We start from the raw sequence: 15,540 nt of genomic DNA, 5'->3' as shown, positions 1-15,540 counted from the left end.
GCTCCTACGACGCACCTGTGAGTCGGGCGTTGACGAAACCGTATGAACGGAGGAGCCCCGGATGGAAGCGAGCGGAGACTGGTCGTAAACTTGGTGCGATGGTCGAGTTGAAGATCGCGACGTCCGCGCGGGCCGCATTTGTCGACATCACCGACGCGGTGAACCAAGCCGTGGCAGACACCCGCATCGCGCAAGGTCTGTGTAATTTATTCGTACCCCACACCACCTGCGCGGTGATCGTGTCGGAAAATTGGGACCCCGATGTCACCACCGACATGTTGAACCACCTTGAGCGGCTGGTTCCTCGCAACGGCGGGTTTCGCCATGGCGAAGGCAACTCGCAAGCGCATATTCTGAGCGCGATGCTGAGTACCTCGATAAACATCCCAGTCGCGGGCGCCAGGCTCTGGCTCGGCAGGTGGAAGGGGCTGATGCTCGCCGAGTGGGACGGTCCCCGCGAGCGGACGGTGGTCGTCAGCGTGATCAGAGCTGAGGGCTGAGCGAGGAGGGTATGGATCTGCCGGCGGGAGTAGGGGGTGCTCTCGCGTCCCTCGTGGGCGCGGTCACGGGTAGCTTCGTGACCGTGGTCGCGTATCGTCTCCCGCGCGAAATGTCGATCGTCGCGCCTCGCTCGTTCTGTGAGAGCTGCCAACGCTCTCTGCCGGTGTGGAGCAATCTGCCAATCCTCGCCTACATCGGTCTGCGCGGGCGATGCATCATGTGTGGTGCACCGATACCCTTTAGCAACTTCCTTACCGAGGCGGGGCTCGCGGTCACCGCCCTGTTCCTCTACCTCGAGTTTCCGCTCGGCAGCGCGATAGCGCGTTTCGTTCTTTGTTCCGCACTCTTCGCGGTCGCCCTCATCGATTACGACTGGCGGATCGTGCCCAACGCGATCACCCTTCCGGGGACTATCGTGGGCCTGGCCGCGGCCTCGCTGCTGATGCCTGAAGAAATCGGCTGGCAAAGTTCCCTTGTGGGAATCGCCCTCGGTGCCGGTTTCCTGTTCGTGGTCGGCTATTTCTACGAGCTGGTGCGCGGCCGTGAGGGCGTGGGGATGGGAGATGTCTGGCTCCTGGCGATGACGGGCGCGTTCCTGGGATGGCCGGGCGTCGTATTCACTCTTTTCTTTGGTTCGTTGCTGGGCATCATCGGCGGACTCGCGATGGTTCTCAGCGGCGGACGCGGAGCACGGGCGCCACTGGCCGACCCAGTGGCCGATCTGCCGGAAACCGATGTTTCGATTTTGCGGACCGAAGTTCCGTTTGGACCGTTCCTTTCGCTTGCCGCCGGATGCTACGCGCTGTTTCAGCCGCAAGTGATGCGCTGGTATCTTGGCGGGTAATGGCGACCGGTCTTTTCATCACTCTCGAGGGTGTCGAGGGTTCCGGCAAGACCACCCAAGCGGCGGGCCTCGCCCACGCCCTGCGCCGCGAGCACCGCCCCGTGACCGTCACGCATGAACCTGGCGGCACCCGCGCGGGTGAGGCGATTCGATCGATATTTCTCGATCCCGCGGTATCGCTCGATGTCGCTGCGGAACTGCTGCTGGTGCTCGCCGATCGCGCCCAGCACGTGCGCGAAAAGCTGCGTCCGCGTCTTGCCGCGGGTGAGATTGTTATTTCAGACCGTTACTCCGACTCAACCATAGCCTACCAGGGTTACGCCCGCGGCTTTGATCTCAAGCTGCTCGGCGATCTGAATCGTCTGGCCAGCGACGCGATCAAACCCGATGTGACGCTGGTGCTCGACCTGCCAATCGAGACCGGTCTCGAGCGCACGCGTGCGCGGGTCAAGGGAGCAACCCGCGCGCCTGACCGATTCGAAGGAGAAGCCCTCGAATTTCATCGCCGCGTGCGGGAAGGATTCCTCGCCATCGCGCGCGCCGAGCCGGATCGTGTCCTGGTGATCGACGCGACGCGGCCGCTAGAGGTCGTCCACCAGGACATCCTGAATGCGGTCACCAGCGTACTCAAGCGTCGATGCCTCTAGACGGTTTGCGCGCCCAGCGCGAGACCGCCCGGCGCCTCCTTGCCGAGCTGAAGCGAAGGCCATCCCACGCCTACCTGTTCTCCGGCCCCCGCGGCATCGGCAAGGCGCTGGTCGCCGCGGCGCTGGCACACGCGCTTCTGTGCGAGCGGCGCGCGGGTGAAGACTTCTGTTGCAGAGTCGAACGCTGCCCGGTGCGCGCGGCGCCGCCGGCGGCGGGGGGGCGCAGGCGGGGTGCTGGCGCGGAGCCACCGCGATGCGATTGCTGCGCGGCCTGCGTGCAGGTCGCCGCGGCCGTGCATCCGGATTTCACCCGCATCGGCCGGGCCGCCAATCGTACCGACGTCCTGATTGAACAGGTCCGTGGGTTGATCGCCGAGCTCGGACTCAAGCCCACACATTCCCCGGTGCGCGTCGCGATTATCGACGATGCGGAAACCTTGAACATCCCGGCGCAGAACGCCCTCCTTAAAACCCTCGAGGAGCCGCCTGGTCACGCCATCATCTTCTTGATTGCCTCGGCCGAACGCGTGCTGCTCGACACGGTTCGCTCGCGCGCGCGTCCGGTGAGGTTTACCCCTCTTTCCACCGCCGACCTTGAGGCGATTCTCGCGGAGCGCGGAATTCTCGACGCTGGGCGCCGCGCGGCGGCAGCGCGCCGGGCGCGGGGCAGCGCGGCGCGCGCTCTGGCCCTTGCGGAGTCGGAAGGGTCAGCACTCGATGATTTACTCGACGCTCTCTTGCACGCGCGCAATTTCGATTTCGTATCCGCTCAGCAGCTCGCGCAGCAGCATTTCCGCAATCGTGATGAGGCGGCGGAAAACTTCGAGCTCATCGCGCGGCTGCTCGAGGAAGTGCTATGCTCCAAGCTGCTGGGCGCCGATACCGGTGCCCATCCGAAAGGAGTCGCGGAGCTCGCGGCTATGCTGCGGCTTGATGGGATTCTGAGCTGCCTGGAGGGCGCGGCCAGGGCGTGCGTCGCGGTGGAGGCCATGGCGAATCCGCGATTGCAGGCCGAGCAATACTGGATGAATGCGGCACAGGCGCTGCGGGGCGAATAAGTGGGCGGTCAAGTCGATCCCTTCGAAGGCGGAATTCAGCTTCCCAAGATAGTTGCGGTCGCCTTTCAGACCACCGGTCACCTCCACAACTACCTGGCCGGTGAGCTGGCACTGCGTCGCGGCGACCGCGTGCTGGTCGATGCGGACAGCGGCGAACGCATCGGCACCATCATCGTAGAGCCTCACGAGCCCGCCCACACTCTGGATCTCTCTTCGCTGAAGCAGATTCGACGCCTTGCCACTATCACCGATCGCGATATCGAGGAAAACAACCTGCTGCAGGAAGAGCGTGCGCGCCGGCTGTGCGTCCAGCGCATCCACGAACGCCACCTGCAGATGAAGCTAGTTACCGCCGAATACGCGCTCGACGCGCGCAAGGTGACCTTTTATTTCATCGCGGAGGGCAGAATCGACTTCCGCGAGCTGGTGCGCGATCTTGCCAACACCTTGCGGATTCGAGTCGACATGAAACAGATCGGTGCGCGCGACGAGACCAAGGTCACGGGAGGGGTGGGGCCGTGCGGACGCGAACTGTGTTGTTCGTCGTGGCTGCGCGACTTCGATGCGGTGACGGTCAAGATGGCGCGCGAGCAGGGTCTGGCGCTGAATCCTTCGCGCCTGGCCGGCATGTGCGGACGGCTCAAGTGTTGCCTCAAGTACGAGTACGCGACCTACGTCGAATTGAAACGCGCCCTCCCCAATCAGGGTAAACGCATACAGTCGGTGAAAGGCGACGGCAAGGTCATTCGACAGAACATTCTGAAGCAGACCGTTGCGATCCAGCTTGATAACGACGCCGGGGTCGTCGAGGTGACGCTGGAAGACTTGGTCGATTCACGCACTTCCGATCGACGACCGCCGCAATGATGGTCCAAGGGACGGTTATCCGGCTCCTTTAAGTGCGCGCGGCCTCCAGCACGGGGTGCTGGTGATCTTTCCAGCTAGGGACCCTTTGCTGCGGGTGCCGCCAGGCGCCCCCGCCTGCAGATTTGACCCACACCGCTTCGTGTTGGGCGACGCGGCGAGTCGCGTCCCGCGAACGAGCGCGCTATCCTTTGCCGATCGATGGCCGACCGCATCCACATCACTACCGCGATCACCTATAGCAATGGTCCGGCCCACGTGGGCCATGCGCTGGAGTTTCTAGCCACCGACGCGTTTGTCCGGCACCAGCGTCGCAAGCTCGGGCGCGAGCGCGTGACGTTCGTCACCGGCACCGACGAGCATGGCCAGAAAAATCGCGATGCTGCCATCGCCGCCGGCCTGTCGCCCAAAGCCTTCGCCGACAAGATCAGCGCACTGTTCCGCGCGACTCACGCCGGACTGCACATCAGCTACGACTTCTTTGTGCGCACGACCGATCCGGTCCACGAGCAGTTCGTGCAGCGGATGCTTGCGGGGACCTACGCCGCCGGCGACATCGTCTTCAAGGAGTACGAAGGCCTGTACTGCGTCGGGTGCGAACGCTTCTACACCGAGAAGGAACTGATCGACGGCCGGATCTGTCCAGACCACAAGACTCCCGTCGAATTCCTCAAGGAAGCCAACTACTTCCTGAAGCTGGAGAAGCATCGTGCGCGGCTGCGCGAGCACATCGAGAAAAATCCCGACTTCATCCGGCCCGATCGCTACCGCAACGAGGCCTTGCGGATGCTCGACGAGCCGCTCGACGATCTCTGCATCTCGCGGCCAAAGACCAGGCTCGAGTGGGGAATCGAACTGCCCTTCGATAACAAGTACGTCACCTATGTCTGGTACGACGCGTTCTGGGCGTATTTGAGCGAACTTCCGGACACCAGCGACGCAGGTTTGCGGGCAATTCTCCCAGTTACCGAGCACTTCATCGGCAAGGACATTTTGAAGACTCACGCCATCTACTGGCCGGCGATGCTGTGGGCCCTGGGGCTGCCGCTTTATCGGCATCTCAACGTGCACGGGTGGATGAACTATGGGGGCGAACGCTTCTCCAAAAGCTCCGGGAACGTTGTCGACCCCCTGGAATATGAAAAGAGCTACGGCCCCGACGTGCTTCGCTATTTCGTCTTGCGCGAAACCGCCTATGGCCTGGACGTGGATTTCTCCGACGAGCGGCTGATCGAGCGCTACAACGCGGAGCTGGCGAACGACCTCGGCAACCTAACCAGCCGGGTACTCTCGATGGCGCAGCGCTATTTCGGTGGCGAGATCAAGGCTGCGGTCGGCGCGAGCGGCGAGGATCGCGCGCTGGCCGAGGTGTTCGCGTCGCTCCCGGAAAAAGTCGGTGCCCTTACTGACGAGCTTGGGTTCAATCGCGCCCTCGAGGTCGTCTGGCAGGCGCTCGACGCTGCCAACAAGTACATTGTTGCGACCTCACCGTTCACACTCGCCAAAGAGCCCTCCCAGCTGCCGCGGGTCGCGGAGATAATCGCTACCCTGATCGAGGGCCTGCGGGTCGTCGCCGATGTCCTGGAGCCGTTCATGCCGATCACTTCCGGCCGACTCCTCGAACTGCTGGCCGCCGACGACGTCACCGCACGCGCGCCCTACGGACGGGGCTTTAAGCCCGGCCACCGGGTAAACGCCCCGGTGCAGCTCTTTCCCAGAATCGAAAAGCCGCGCGCGTGATTACACCGCTGGTCGATACGCACTGCCACCTAGCTGACTCGCGGCTCGACGCCGAACTCGACGAGGTTCTTGCGCGGGCGGGGGAAGCCGGGGTAGCAAAAATTGTCGCGGTGGGGGCGATCGGAACGATCGAGACCGATCGGCGAACGCTGGAAATCGCCGAACATTATCCGCACATTTTCGCGGCCATCGGGGTCCACCCGCACGACGCCAGAAACTGCACCACCGATCGAATCGTCCAATTGCGCGCTCTTGCCCGATCGCAGAAAGTGGTCGCCATCGGCGAAAGCGGACTGGATTTCCACTACCTGCACTCACCAGTCGAAGAGCAGGAGCACTCGTTGCGCAAACATCTGAAGCTCGCGGCCGAGTTGGACAAGCCAATCGTTATCCATTGCCGCGATGCGGAAGCACGCCTGGCGGCGATAGTGCGTGAAGAAGGACTGCCGGCAGCGGGGGGTGTTATCCACTGCTTCACCGGTGATGCTAAAGCCGCCGAGGCATTTCTCGAGCTCGGATTTCTCATCTCCTTCTCGGGAATCCTGACCTTCAAGAATGCGGGCGCACTGCGAGAAGCGGCACGAATCGTCCCCGACGAGCGAGTGCTGGTCGAGACTGATTCACCCTACCTCGCACCCGAACCGCACCGCGGCCGGCGCAACGAGCCCGCGCTGGTCCGCCGCACCTTGGAAGTCCTCGCGGAGGTGCGCCGCGCCGATTTTGATGGGTTGGCCGCTGCGATAGCCGAAAACGCCACGCGCGTTTTCCGAATCGCCGCTTGAAGCGCAAAAACGCTTTGCGTCGACTCAAGCACGGTGGAGGCTCGGTTCTCGGGGCTCCCGCGCGAGCGGGTGGTCGAAGCAAGCGTGACAGAGGGCATCGGCGGTAGCCTAAGCAACTTGGTGTCATTCTGGTGCTGGGAGCAGCTGAGGAGTCCCGCACCACAGCACAGCGCCCCTCGGCTCAGTTGCCAGACCGTTTGGCTGCGTGGGCGAAAGTGAAACCCTCAGAAGCAATTGCAGCGGACCCAAACCGCGCGTGGTTGTCACTCACCCCAAGGGCAGGCCGCCGAACAACCATGGATGCACCACGATGGTCACGATGGCCAGTGCTATGCCAACCAGGATCCCTGCCCACGGCACATCGGCTGGAACCCATTTCAGCCGACCGCTAATCAGCGCCAGACCCGGGAAGAAGGACGTCTGGTCCATAAATTTGCGGTAGCTCTCGCCGATTTCACGCAGCTTGCGCGCGTCCTGGGCCTTTCCGCCGACAATTCCCAGCAGCGGGAAAGTCCCGAAGAAAATCAGGTCGCCAACCCATCCGTTCATGAGCATGTGCGCGAAGCCGAACAGCGCGAACGCAACAAATGAGGGATGGCGGGACACTTTCAGCAGTCCGCGCGGCGCTGGCGCGCCGGGCGCGGGGGCGCCGATACTGGCCGGGCTGGGTGTCACCAATCCCGAGACCAGCATGATGAACGCGAGCAGCATCAACGCCCACGTGAGCCAGCGCATCGGCCCGTCGCCGCGCGCATACCACAGCATCGGACCACTGTGTTTGTGACCCGCGAACACGACGATCAGCGGAATGAGGGTGGCGAAGCTAATGAGCGAGTAGATGCCGCGGTAGGGTTGCTCTCCCACCCGCGCTATCAATCCGGGTCGGATCGAGGTCGATGAGATAATGAGATGAGTCCCGACAAACAAGATCGCCCACAAGCTGATCGACGCGACTGGATCCATGGCAGGTCCTCGCGAGAATCTTCGCTCCGCGCCTCTGCCGAGGCAACCTCCGCGACTTCACAGCGAAGCTTCGGCGGGGTTCTATAGGTTTAGATGGCGTCACCGCGGCTGAACCTGCCACCCCCGTTCGAGGAGGCGATGAAAACCCTCGAACGCGACTTGATGCGTTTCCTGATGCGCTCGACGGGCGATCGTGAGGATAGCCTCGATCTATTCCAGGAAACCTGGCTGCGGGCGTACCGCGCATACACACGGCTTAAAAACGAGGACGGTCTGCGGCCGTGGGTTTTCAGCATCGCGGCCAATCTGTGTCGCAACCGGGCACGCGACCGGGCACGTCGCGCCCGGGTAATCGCCGGCGACGGACGCGATCCGGTCGCCGCGGCCGAGCTCTCCGCGGCCGCGACCTACGATTCGCCGGAAGACGCGATCACCCTCAAACGCGCGCTGCGGTCCTTGCCGGGCAAGCAGGGCCGCGCGTTCCTGATGCGCAAGTTTGCCGGATTTGAGTATCACGAAATCGCGACCGCGCTCGATTGCTCACCGCAAAGCGCGCGCGCCAGCGTTTACCAGGCGCTCAAGAAATTGAAAATGCTACGGTGACCACGATGAACTTCTCGACCAATCGAACCGAAATCGACGATCGAACCGTCGATGCGCTGGTGCGGCGAGCGCAGCCGGAACTCTATCGCGCCATGAAACTGATCCGCCGGCCCCAGGCCCGGGTGGCAATCGCGCCCTCTCCGATCGGAAAACTGTTCATCGCGGAGGGGCCGCACGGGCTAGTCAGCGTTCACTTCCTGGCGATCCGCGAGGCGGCCCGCTCGCTGGATCTGCTGCGGCGCAGATTCGACCTGATCGAAAACGCACCATCGACGGCGGCGCTGCGCCATTATATCGACCGCTATTTCGCCGGCGACCTCAGCGTACTGGGGCTGCCGGTCGACCTGAGTCTGGTCGACAGCGACTTTCAGCGCCGCGCGCTCACTCGCCTGCGCTCGGTCCCCCCCGGCGCGGTCATCAGCTACCAGGGGCTCGCGGCGGCGCTTGGCCACCCCGACGCGCAGCGCGCCATCGGCAACACCATGGCGTCAAATCCGATTCCGATCTTTGTGCCGTGTCACCGGGTGATCAAGTCCGACGGCAGAATCGGCAACTACGGCGGCGGCGTGAAACGCAAGATAGTCCTGCTCCGAACCGAGGGGTTTGTGGTTAGAAGCGATCTCAAGCTTCCGGCACGGGCGGTTCTGGGACATCAGAAGAGCAGGATCTTCTGCCGGCCCCAGTGTTCGTCTGCAAAGCGCGCCGGGCAGGCCAACCAGTTGATTTTCGCGGATGCTGCGCATGCGCATGACGCGGGCCTGCGGCCCTGCAAAATCTGCCACCCCGCATGAGCGCACCGTTCGGAAGGCGCTCCGTCCGCTATTCAGTCTCGTTCTGCTGGCGAAGCTGCTGAATCTGCATGCGCTGCTGCTCGATTTCCTGTTGCTGCTGCTGGACCTGACCTTGGGTCTGCTGATTGGCGGTTTCCTGGTTTTGCATCGAGTTCCCGACCGCGTAACCGGTTACTCCGCCCATTGCGCCGCCGATCGCGGCGCCCGCACCTGGATGGCCAACCGCGGCGCCAATAATGGCGCCCGCGCCAGCGCCGAGGCCTGCACCTCCTAGAGTGCCCTCTTCACGTGTGGAAAGCGGTTGCCCTGTACATCCTGCGGCGAAGATTGCCGCAGCTAATCCGCCAATGATCGCGAATCTGATACGCATGAGCGTCCTCCTCATCGATAGAATACGACGAAGACACCCCGCGGTTTCGCCGATCCGGTCTCTTTAGATTGTCTGAGCTGCTAAAGTTCCCTTTTTTGCTGCTCTGTTTGCTTGAGGCTTTTCAACCTTCGTCTGATCTACGCATTCCGGCTGTAGATTTTTCATCGCCGCACAATCGGTATACGGCCATACTCGGTCTGGCGCGGCTCAACGGGTGGTTTCCTCCTCGTCGGAAAGCCTCACCGGAGCACCCCTCTACCTGGAACTGCGCGGGTCGGCGCCGATCTGCCAACTGGGCGCGCTTTCTTCCGCGCAGAGCCTCGATCGACTACTCGGTTTCGTTCTGCTGTTTGAGCGAATTGATCTCCTGCTGCTGTCGCTCAATCTGTTGCTGCTGAGACGAAATCTGAGAATTCGTCTGCTTCTGCTGGTTCTCGTTGTTCTGCATCGCGTTGCCGACCGCGAACCCACCTACGCCGCCGATCGCGCCGCCGATAGCCGCGCCCGCCCCCGGAGCGCCCACGGCAGCACCGATGATGGCGCCGGTTGCGGCACCGACGCCGCCACCGATAAGGGTGCCCTTTTCACGAGTCGAAAGCGGCTCGCCTGAGCATCCGGCTACGACCAGCAGCGCAATCGCAGCCATGATCACACAAATTGTCTGCCCTACGCGTCGATTCACGGTATTTCTCTCCCGATGTTCTGCGCCGAAGTTCGTGCCAATCGTCTTCAGGTGATCGATTCAGGCCCTTCCGGCGTTTCGCCCGAGTTTTCTACCATTTCCACCCAGCAATCAACTAGTTTCGTTCTGGTTTTGTGCCTGAATTTTACCCCTGATTTTCATGTCGCGCATCTACTTTGGTTACGGCGCGCCGTCTCCTGCATCCTTACCACCCAATCACCTGCGCCGCCATCACCGGTTGCGCCTGACCGCGCGGATCGCAGCCGCCTTGTAGCAATCCGCGCGCTCGATCGAGCGAAACCGCGAGCACGCGCCCCTCAGACCACCCCGGGCGCACCGCGACTTTGTGCCCGCGTGCCGATAGCTCTGACCGCACCTCACCATCGATTCGATCCTCCACGCGGACGACGGCGGGCATCGCGTTATGTGGATAAAACGTTGATGGAAAATGCGCGCTCGAGAACTTGGGCGCTTCGATCGCCTCCTGAAGATTCATTCCGAAATCTACCAGGTTCAGAAAAAACTGCAGGGTCCACTGATCCTGCTGATCTCCCCCCGGCGTCCCGAACGCAAGGTCTGGCTCGGCACCGCGCATCGCCATCGATGGTGACAGGGTGGTGCGTGGACGCTTCCCTGGCCTCAGCGAATTGGGGTGCTGTTCATCCAGATAAAAGGTCTGCATCCGGGTGCCCAGCGGAAAACCCAGCTCGTCGACCACCGGCGAGGTCGGGATCCAGGCGCCGCTGGCAGTCACCGCAATCAGGTTGCCGCGTCGATCGCACGCGGTGACATGAACCGTACCGGTCCCCCATGGTCGTGCCTCGCCCGCGCCGTTCGCGCGCAGTGCTCGCATGGCCGATGGGTCGCCGGGGCGCTGTTCCGTCGACGCTTGCCGCCGGTCGATCAGCGCCCGGCGCATCTCCGCGTAGCGCCGAGACAGCAGCGCCTCGATCGGCACATCCGTGAATTCGGGATCCGCGTAGTAGGCCTCGCGGTCTGCGAACGCCAGCTTCGCCGATTCCACCACCGTGTGGATGTAGTCAGTGGAGTTGTGTTTCATTCCGCCCAAATCGAAACCCTCGAGGATTCGAAGCTGCTGCAGGAACACCGGGCCCTGCGACCATGGGCCGCACTTGAAAACCGTGACCCCCCGATAGTCTGCCGCCACCGGTTTCTCGATACTGGTCCTAAATCGCGCAAGGTCGGACTCCGCCAGCAGACCGCCGTGCGCCTCCGACCACGCGACGACCTCACGCGCGATGTCACCGCTGTAGAAGCGGTCGCGCACCGCCGTCAAGGCAGCTTTGCGGTCGCGCGATCGCACCTGCGCCTCCGCGTCGAGCAGCCGCCTGAAAAATCTTGCCAGCGCCGGATTCCGAATGATGTCGCCCGGGCGTGGAACCTGGTCGTTCGGCAGGTAGATCCGCGCGGTCGATGGGTAGCGCGTGCGAAAAATCTCCGCGAAGGTGCGAATCGACGCGCCGGCTCCCGCATCTCCTTCGCCCCCGAGCTCCTGGCCGGCCAGTCCCACGTGCATCGGGAAGCCATCTTCCGCCAGTGCCAGTGCAGGCTCGGCAACCTCGGCGAACGACTTGGTGCCGAATTCCGCGAGCGCCGTGACCAGCGCATCGAGCGCCGCTGGCACGCCTGCCGCGATCAGTCCGTGCGCGGGGATCAGATCGATTCCGCGCGCACGATACTCCGCGATCGTGGCGCGCGCGGGTGCGATCATGTTGCCGTTAATCGCCACAACCCGTCCTGCCTCCGCGGAGTAGATGAGCATTGGTGCCTCACCACCGATGGTGTGCATGTGGGGATTCACGATTCCTTCTACCAGTGTCGCAGCGACCGCGGCGTCGATCGCGTTTCCCCCGCGCGCAAAGATACGCGCTCCGGCCGACGCCGACAGATAGTGCTGGGTCGAAACGATCGCCTCCCGTCCCATCACCAGCGGATATACGGTTCCCATTTTTACCTCCCTGAGCGCCCGATTTTTGCAGAGTGCAGAAAAGATTAGAAATTTTGTACGGCGGTGCAAATTCACCGCGGGCCTTCGCTAATTGCGCTTCTCTTTTGCAACTGCCGCCTCAATTCGCATCTCCGCCTCCGCGGTGGGCTGCCGCGTCAGACGGCAAGGTAGCGCTACATAATGAATACCTTAGTGACTTCAACCATCTAAATATTAGGACCAGTGTTTGCTACACTTAAATCGGTGGAGGCAACGAGCCGGCGAGGGTCCCGGCTCGAAGGGTTGGGAAATGGTGATGGCGATTAGTAATGCGGAGGCGGTGGTGGGGCGGCATTGCCGGCTGCTGCGACCCGTACGCGACCATGAGGGCCGTACGCGGTTCGGTGAAAAGCCGAAAGTTCTGCGCGAGATCAACAATCTGGAAAGACACATGTTGCTCGTGCAGTTTGACGATGGTGCGACCACCTTTCTGTTCCCGGACGAAGTAGTCGTCGAAAATTGAGGCTGCCCTCCGACTCCCCGCACCCTCGGTGACCGGGGGGTCCTTCTCTCGAATCACCACGAATTCGATGCGAGTTCGTGTGTCTGCCTCTGACGCTGCCACGTTTTCTGCCGCCCTCTTTGGTCAGAGCGCCTCGCCGCTCGCACATTTTTCATGATTTTGGGTCGTTCTGACTCTCTAAGAGATTAGAATTCATCTTTGGACTCGCTTAGCATGCACACCGCAAAATTTTTCTATCGCACTTGGTTATTTGCCCTTATGCTTCTCTTATTCAAATGCGTCCCGAACGGGACGAGGAGAGAAAGAATGCGTCTAGTTAAATGGGCAGCTGTCGCCATTTTCGCAATGGTGGCATTTGCGCTTGCGCGGCCGGCATCCGCCGCAAACAAGCTCGAAGGCGGTACCGCGTCGGTGCCGTGCGGTGAGGGAAAGGTGGTCTATTCCCCGATTCAACTTTGGCCGCCGGACCACCAGATGAGAGCGATTTCGGTCACTTATATCGACAATAGCGCGGCGGGCGCCACGCAGGGTGACAACGATGGCGACCAGGAAACCTTGACCATCAACTCGATAACCGACAATCAGGCGGCCGATGATGATGCGGGCGGTAAGGGATGCGGTCAACCGACCAGCAAGCAAGGGCCCGATTGGATTTTCAGCAGCAACCCCATCAATTCAATGGATCCGCAAAACATCGGAGCCACCGTGCAGGTACGCAGCGAACGATGCGCCGGGGACAAGACCGAACCGCGCATCTACACGATCAGCGTCACTTGCGGCAACCCCGATGCTGGCAGCAGTTCAAACCCTACCACGGTTGATTTGAACGTGACGGTTCCGCACGACAAGGCCCACACTGAAAAAGTTGACTGACCAATCGTCGTGACCTAGCGATTGAAAGCGGCCGCGGACACCTCTACCTCGGGGCGTACCGCGGCCGTTCATCATGGCCGTCCGCCTGCACCCTGCGCCAATATCCCCACGGAAAGTGCACCACCTCGAGCTTGAGGCCGTCCGGATCCGCGAAGAAGACTGCATAGTAGCCCTTGCCGTATTGCGGATACTCCGCAGGTCCATCAAGCACCGTGATGCGCTCGCTGCGCAGGAAGCGATGAAACTGATCGACTTGCTGGCGAGTGCGAGTCTTGAGCGCGAGATGATGGAACCCCACCCGATAGCGGTTGTGCTCCGCCCCGACCTGGTCCGCCGCGGCCGCGCGAATTGCGATGGTCAGGTGCGCATTGCCCCACCGGAAGTCGTGCTCGCCCGCATCATCCTCCTCAAGTCGCCGGAACCCGAGCGCCCCTAACACCTTGTCGTAGAAGCCAGCGGACCGCTTGAGATCGTTAACTGTCAAATCGACGTGTTCGAGGCCGATAATTTCTAGCGGCTCCATGGTCTCTCTCCGGCCAGCTCCTTCACGCCGAATCGCGCGATAGGAAATCGCGTGCGCGATACAGCGCGACGATGGTCTTGGCATCGACAATCTCACCGCGACCGATCCTTTCGAATGCCTCCACCAGGGGGACACGCGCAACCCGAATCACTTCGTCGTGATCCAGAGCGCCCACGCCCGCAGAGAGATCGCGCGCCAGAAACAACTCAATCCGTTCGTCACAGAAACTCGGGATGGTGACAATTGCCCCCAGATGATCCCAGCGCGCCGCGGCAAGGCCCGCTTCCTCGCCCAGCTCGCGCCGCGCACACGCCAGATAGTCCTCGCCGGCAGCGCGGCATCCGGCGGGAATTTCGCGCAACCAGGTTCCGATCGCATGCCGCCATTGGCTCAGCAGCGCGATGGTCCCATCGCGATCCAAGGCGACTATCGCGGACGCACCGGGATGCCGAATCACCGCGAGATCGACGGCGATTCCATTCGGCAATGATGCAGTCTCGATCCCGAGGTCCACTACTCCAAGCTTCAGGACCGGACGGCGGCGGAAATCCATGGCCAGAGCTTCCCGCGCTTGCCGCGGCGGCGCAAGGCGCTCCGAATTGCACCCGCACCGGAAACCGGCCAGTATTTGCCCTCGCCCGCCGTGCGGGCACCGTCTATGCCAGCGATCACGATCCCCATCTATTTCGACTACGCCTCGACCCTGTGCTACGTCGCATGGCGAATCGTGGGCGAGCTGGAACCCGAACTCGGCTTTCAGGCCCTGTGGAAGGGAGTTCCAATCGCGCTTCGCGATCATCGTGCCCGGGCCGGCCGCGCGCTCGGCGAGCTCGAGCGCCAGAAAGTGTTGATGGTCTCGGCGGAGACCGGCATTCCCGTGGCACCTCCCAGGCGATGGATAGATTCGAGCGCGGCACTGGAGGGTGCAGAAGTCGCGCGCGATGCGGGCCTGTTTCGCGAATATCACGACACGATTTTTCACGTCGCCTTCGAAGAAGGCATCGACATCGCCGACTTACAGGTCCTTGAATCCGTCGCGAGCAACAGCGGTCTCGATCCCGCGCGGTTTCGCGCCGCGCTCCAAACTCACCAGATGGCGCCGCGGATCGAAGAGTACCGCCGCGAAGCCGACGAATTCTCAGCGCTTGGCTATCCGACCTTCATCTTCGGCGACTATCCGCTGATTGGCATCCAGCCGATCGCGACCATGCGCCAGGTAATCAGCCGCTTCATCCGCCAGCGCCACACCGAGCCGCAGGCATAGCTCCAAGCATGCAGCCCACCACGGGTCCGCTGGTTTGAAGTCTCAAAATCGTTTTGATAGTTTGGTCAATAAGAAAATCCGCGCAAGAGCGCAATCCCTCAGGAGGCTCCTATGGGGTCCGTACACATAAAGGATGAAGAACGAATCGGCTCCCAAGCCAAGGTAAAGTTGCAGCCTTCCGTCTACCTCCAGAAACTCTACCAGACCGGAACTCCCGACCTTGGCTGGATGGACAACATGGCCGAGTGGGGGGTGCGCGCCAAGCCGGGCAATCTCGGACTGCGCCTTAAGGACATCCAAATCGGTACTTATGGCGAGATCCCGGATCACGGGGGCGAGCATCGCTCGATGGCCCCGCGGGGCGCGGTGATTCCGGAGGGCTTGCCATCGCTCGGATTTACGCTAAACGAGAAGGCAGAGGTGTGGGCCGACAACGCGGCCGAACTGTATGAAGAAGCGGTCGCGCGGCAATGGAGTTCCGCACGCGATATCCCGTGGTCGGAGCTGAAGCCCCTGCCCGACGATCTCGAGCGCGCCATGTGTCAGCTCTGCACCTTTCTCACC

The 15,540-nt window shown here is 62.2% G+C and carries 19 protein-coding genes; 13 read left to right on the top strand and 6 right to left on the bottom strand.

From position 1 onward, the window contains the following. Positions 1 to 29 precede the first annotated feature (29 nt). The 7 genes from VGI36_10940 to VGI36_10910 all read left to right on the top strand — a co-directional run bounded on the left by VGI36_10940 (position 30) and on the right by VGI36_10910 (position 6,436). Positions 30 to 500 carry a secondary thiamine-phosphate synthase enzyme YjbQ gene (locus VGI36_10940; protein HEY2485658.1) on the top strand — a complete coding sequence of 157 codons (471 nt, stop codon included), beginning with the start codon at positions 30 to 32 and terminating at the stop codon, positions 498 to 500. 11 nt (positions 501 to 511) lie between these two features. Then, positions 512 to 1,345 (top strand): A24 family peptidase, encoded by an 834-nt coding sequence (locus VGI36_10935; protein HEY2485657.1) that lies wholly within the window; start codon positions 512 to 514, stop codon positions 1,343 to 1,345. Next, positions 1,345 to 1,992, top strand: coding sequence for a dTMP kinase (tmk, locus tag VGI36_10930; GenBank protein ID HEY2485656.1), 648 nt, complete (start codon positions 1,345 to 1,347; stop codon positions 1,990 to 1,992). The genes VGI36_10935 and tmk overlap by 1 nt, the downstream gene beginning before the upstream one ends. Continuing rightward, on the top strand, positions 1,983 to 3,050 hold the full coding sequence (locus tag VGI36_10925; protein HEY2485655.1) for a hypothetical protein: 1,068 nt from the start codon (positions 1,983 to 1,985) through the stop codon (positions 3,048 to 3,050). Before tmk ends, VGI36_10925 begins: the two co-directional genes overlap by 10 nt. Next, positions 3,051 to 3,917, top strand: a complete 867-nt coding sequence (ricT, locus tag VGI36_10920) for a regulatory iron-sulfur-containing complex subunit RicT (protein HEY2485654.1) — start codon at positions 3,051 to 3,053, stop codon at positions 3,915 to 3,917. A gap of 198 nt (positions 3,918 to 4,115) precedes the next feature. Then, a complete protein-coding gene (gene metG, locus VGI36_10915; protein ID HEY2485653.1) occupies positions 4,116 to 5,654 on the top strand; it encodes a methionine--tRNA ligase in 1,539 nt (512 codons plus the stop codon). Beyond that, entirely contained in the window at positions 5,651 to 6,436 is a 786-nt protein-coding gene (locus tag VGI36_10910) for a TatD family hydrolase (GenBank protein ID HEY2485652.1), read from the top strand. Before metG ends, VGI36_10910 begins: the two co-directional genes overlap by 4 nt. A 267-nt stretch (positions 6,437 to 6,703) precedes the next feature. On the opposite strand, the gene VGI36_10905 is transcribed toward VGI36_10910, so the two are convergent. Then, positions 6,704 to 7,399, bottom strand: a complete 696-nt coding sequence (locus VGI36_10905) for an NnrU family protein (GenBank protein HEY2485651.1) — start codon at positions 7,397 to 7,399, stop codon at positions 6,704 to 6,706. Positions 7,400 to 7,537: 138 nt separating this feature from the next. Here VGI36_10905 and VGI36_10900 point away from each other — a divergent pair, with 138 nt between their 5' ends. Continuing rightward, positions 7,538 to 8,002 carry an RNA polymerase sigma factor gene (locus VGI36_10900; GenBank protein HEY2485650.1) on the top strand — a complete coding sequence of 155 codons (465 nt, stop codon included), beginning with the start codon at positions 7,538 to 7,540 and terminating at the stop codon, positions 8,000 to 8,002. Between the two features lie 5 nt (positions 8,003 to 8,007). After that, a complete protein-coding gene (locus VGI36_10895; GenBank protein HEY2485649.1) occupies positions 8,008 to 8,793 on the top strand; it encodes a methylated-DNA--[protein]-cysteine S-methyltransferase in 786 nt (261 codons plus the stop codon). A 28-nt stretch (positions 8,794 to 8,821) separates the two neighbouring features. Here the strand turns inward: VGI36_10895 and VGI36_10890 are convergent, their stop codons facing one another. From VGI36_10890 to VGI36_10880, 3 genes are all read right to left on the bottom strand, one after another. Then, a complete protein-coding gene (locus VGI36_10890) occupies positions 8,822 to 9,163 on the bottom strand; it encodes a glycine zipper domain-containing protein (protein ID HEY2485648.1) in 342 nt (113 codons plus the stop codon). A 328-nt stretch (positions 9,164 to 9,491) separates the two neighbouring features. Continuing rightward, positions 9,492 to 9,845 carry a glycine zipper domain-containing protein gene (locus VGI36_10885; protein HEY2485647.1) on the bottom strand — a complete coding sequence of 118 codons (354 nt, stop codon included), beginning with the start codon at positions 9,843 to 9,845 and terminating at the stop codon, positions 9,492 to 9,494. A 205-nt stretch (positions 9,846 to 10,050) separates the two neighbouring features. Continuing rightward, positions 10,051 to 11,814 carry a gamma-glutamyltransferase family protein gene (locus tag VGI36_10880; GenBank protein ID HEY2485646.1) on the bottom strand — a complete coding sequence of 588 codons (1,764 nt, stop codon included), beginning with the start codon at positions 11,812 to 11,814 and terminating at the stop codon, positions 10,051 to 10,053. Positions 11,815 to 12,109: 295 nt separating this feature from the next. Between VGI36_10880 and VGI36_10875 the strand changes: the two genes are divergently transcribed. Beyond that, positions 12,110 to 12,316, top strand: coding sequence for a hypothetical protein (locus tag VGI36_10875; GenBank protein HEY2485645.1), 207 nt, complete (start codon positions 12,110 to 12,112; stop codon positions 12,314 to 12,316). Positions 12,317 to 12,622: 306 nt separating this feature from the next. Further along, on the top strand, positions 12,623 to 13,189 hold the full coding sequence (locus tag VGI36_10870) for a hypothetical protein (GenBank protein ID HEY2485644.1): 567 nt from the start codon (positions 12,623 to 12,625) through the stop codon (positions 13,187 to 13,189). 43 nt (positions 13,190 to 13,232) lie between these two features. Here VGI36_10870 and VGI36_10865 read toward each other — a convergent pair whose 3' ends face one another. Next, positions 13,233 to 13,712 carry a VOC family protein gene (locus tag VGI36_10865; GenBank protein ID HEY2485643.1) on the bottom strand — a complete coding sequence of 160 codons (480 nt, stop codon included), beginning with the start codon at positions 13,710 to 13,712 and terminating at the stop codon, positions 13,233 to 13,235. Positions 13,713 to 13,734: 22 nt separating this feature from the next. Beyond that, positions 13,735 to 14,265, bottom strand: coding sequence for an NUDIX hydrolase (locus tag VGI36_10860; protein HEY2485642.1), 531 nt, complete (start codon positions 14,263 to 14,265; stop codon positions 13,735 to 13,737). 105 nt (positions 14,266 to 14,370) lie between these two features. Between VGI36_10860 and VGI36_10855 the strand changes: the two genes are divergently transcribed. After that, complete coding sequence (locus VGI36_10855) at positions 14,371 to 14,976, top strand: DsbA family protein (protein HEY2485641.1); 606 nt, start codon at positions 14,371 to 14,373, stop codon at positions 14,974 to 14,976. A gap of 111 nt (positions 14,977 to 15,087) precedes the next feature. Continuing rightward, positions 15,088 to 15,540: hypothetical protein (locus VGI36_10850; protein ID HEY2485640.1), on the top strand; the 453-nt coding region annotated here is incomplete at its 3' end.

It is taken from the genome of Candidatus Binataceae bacterium (genome assembly GCA_036495685.1).
Taxonomy (GTDB): Bacteria; Desulfobacterota; Binatia; order Binatales; family Binataceae; genus JAFAHS01.
This window is presented reverse-complemented; position numbering and strand designations above follow the sequence as displayed.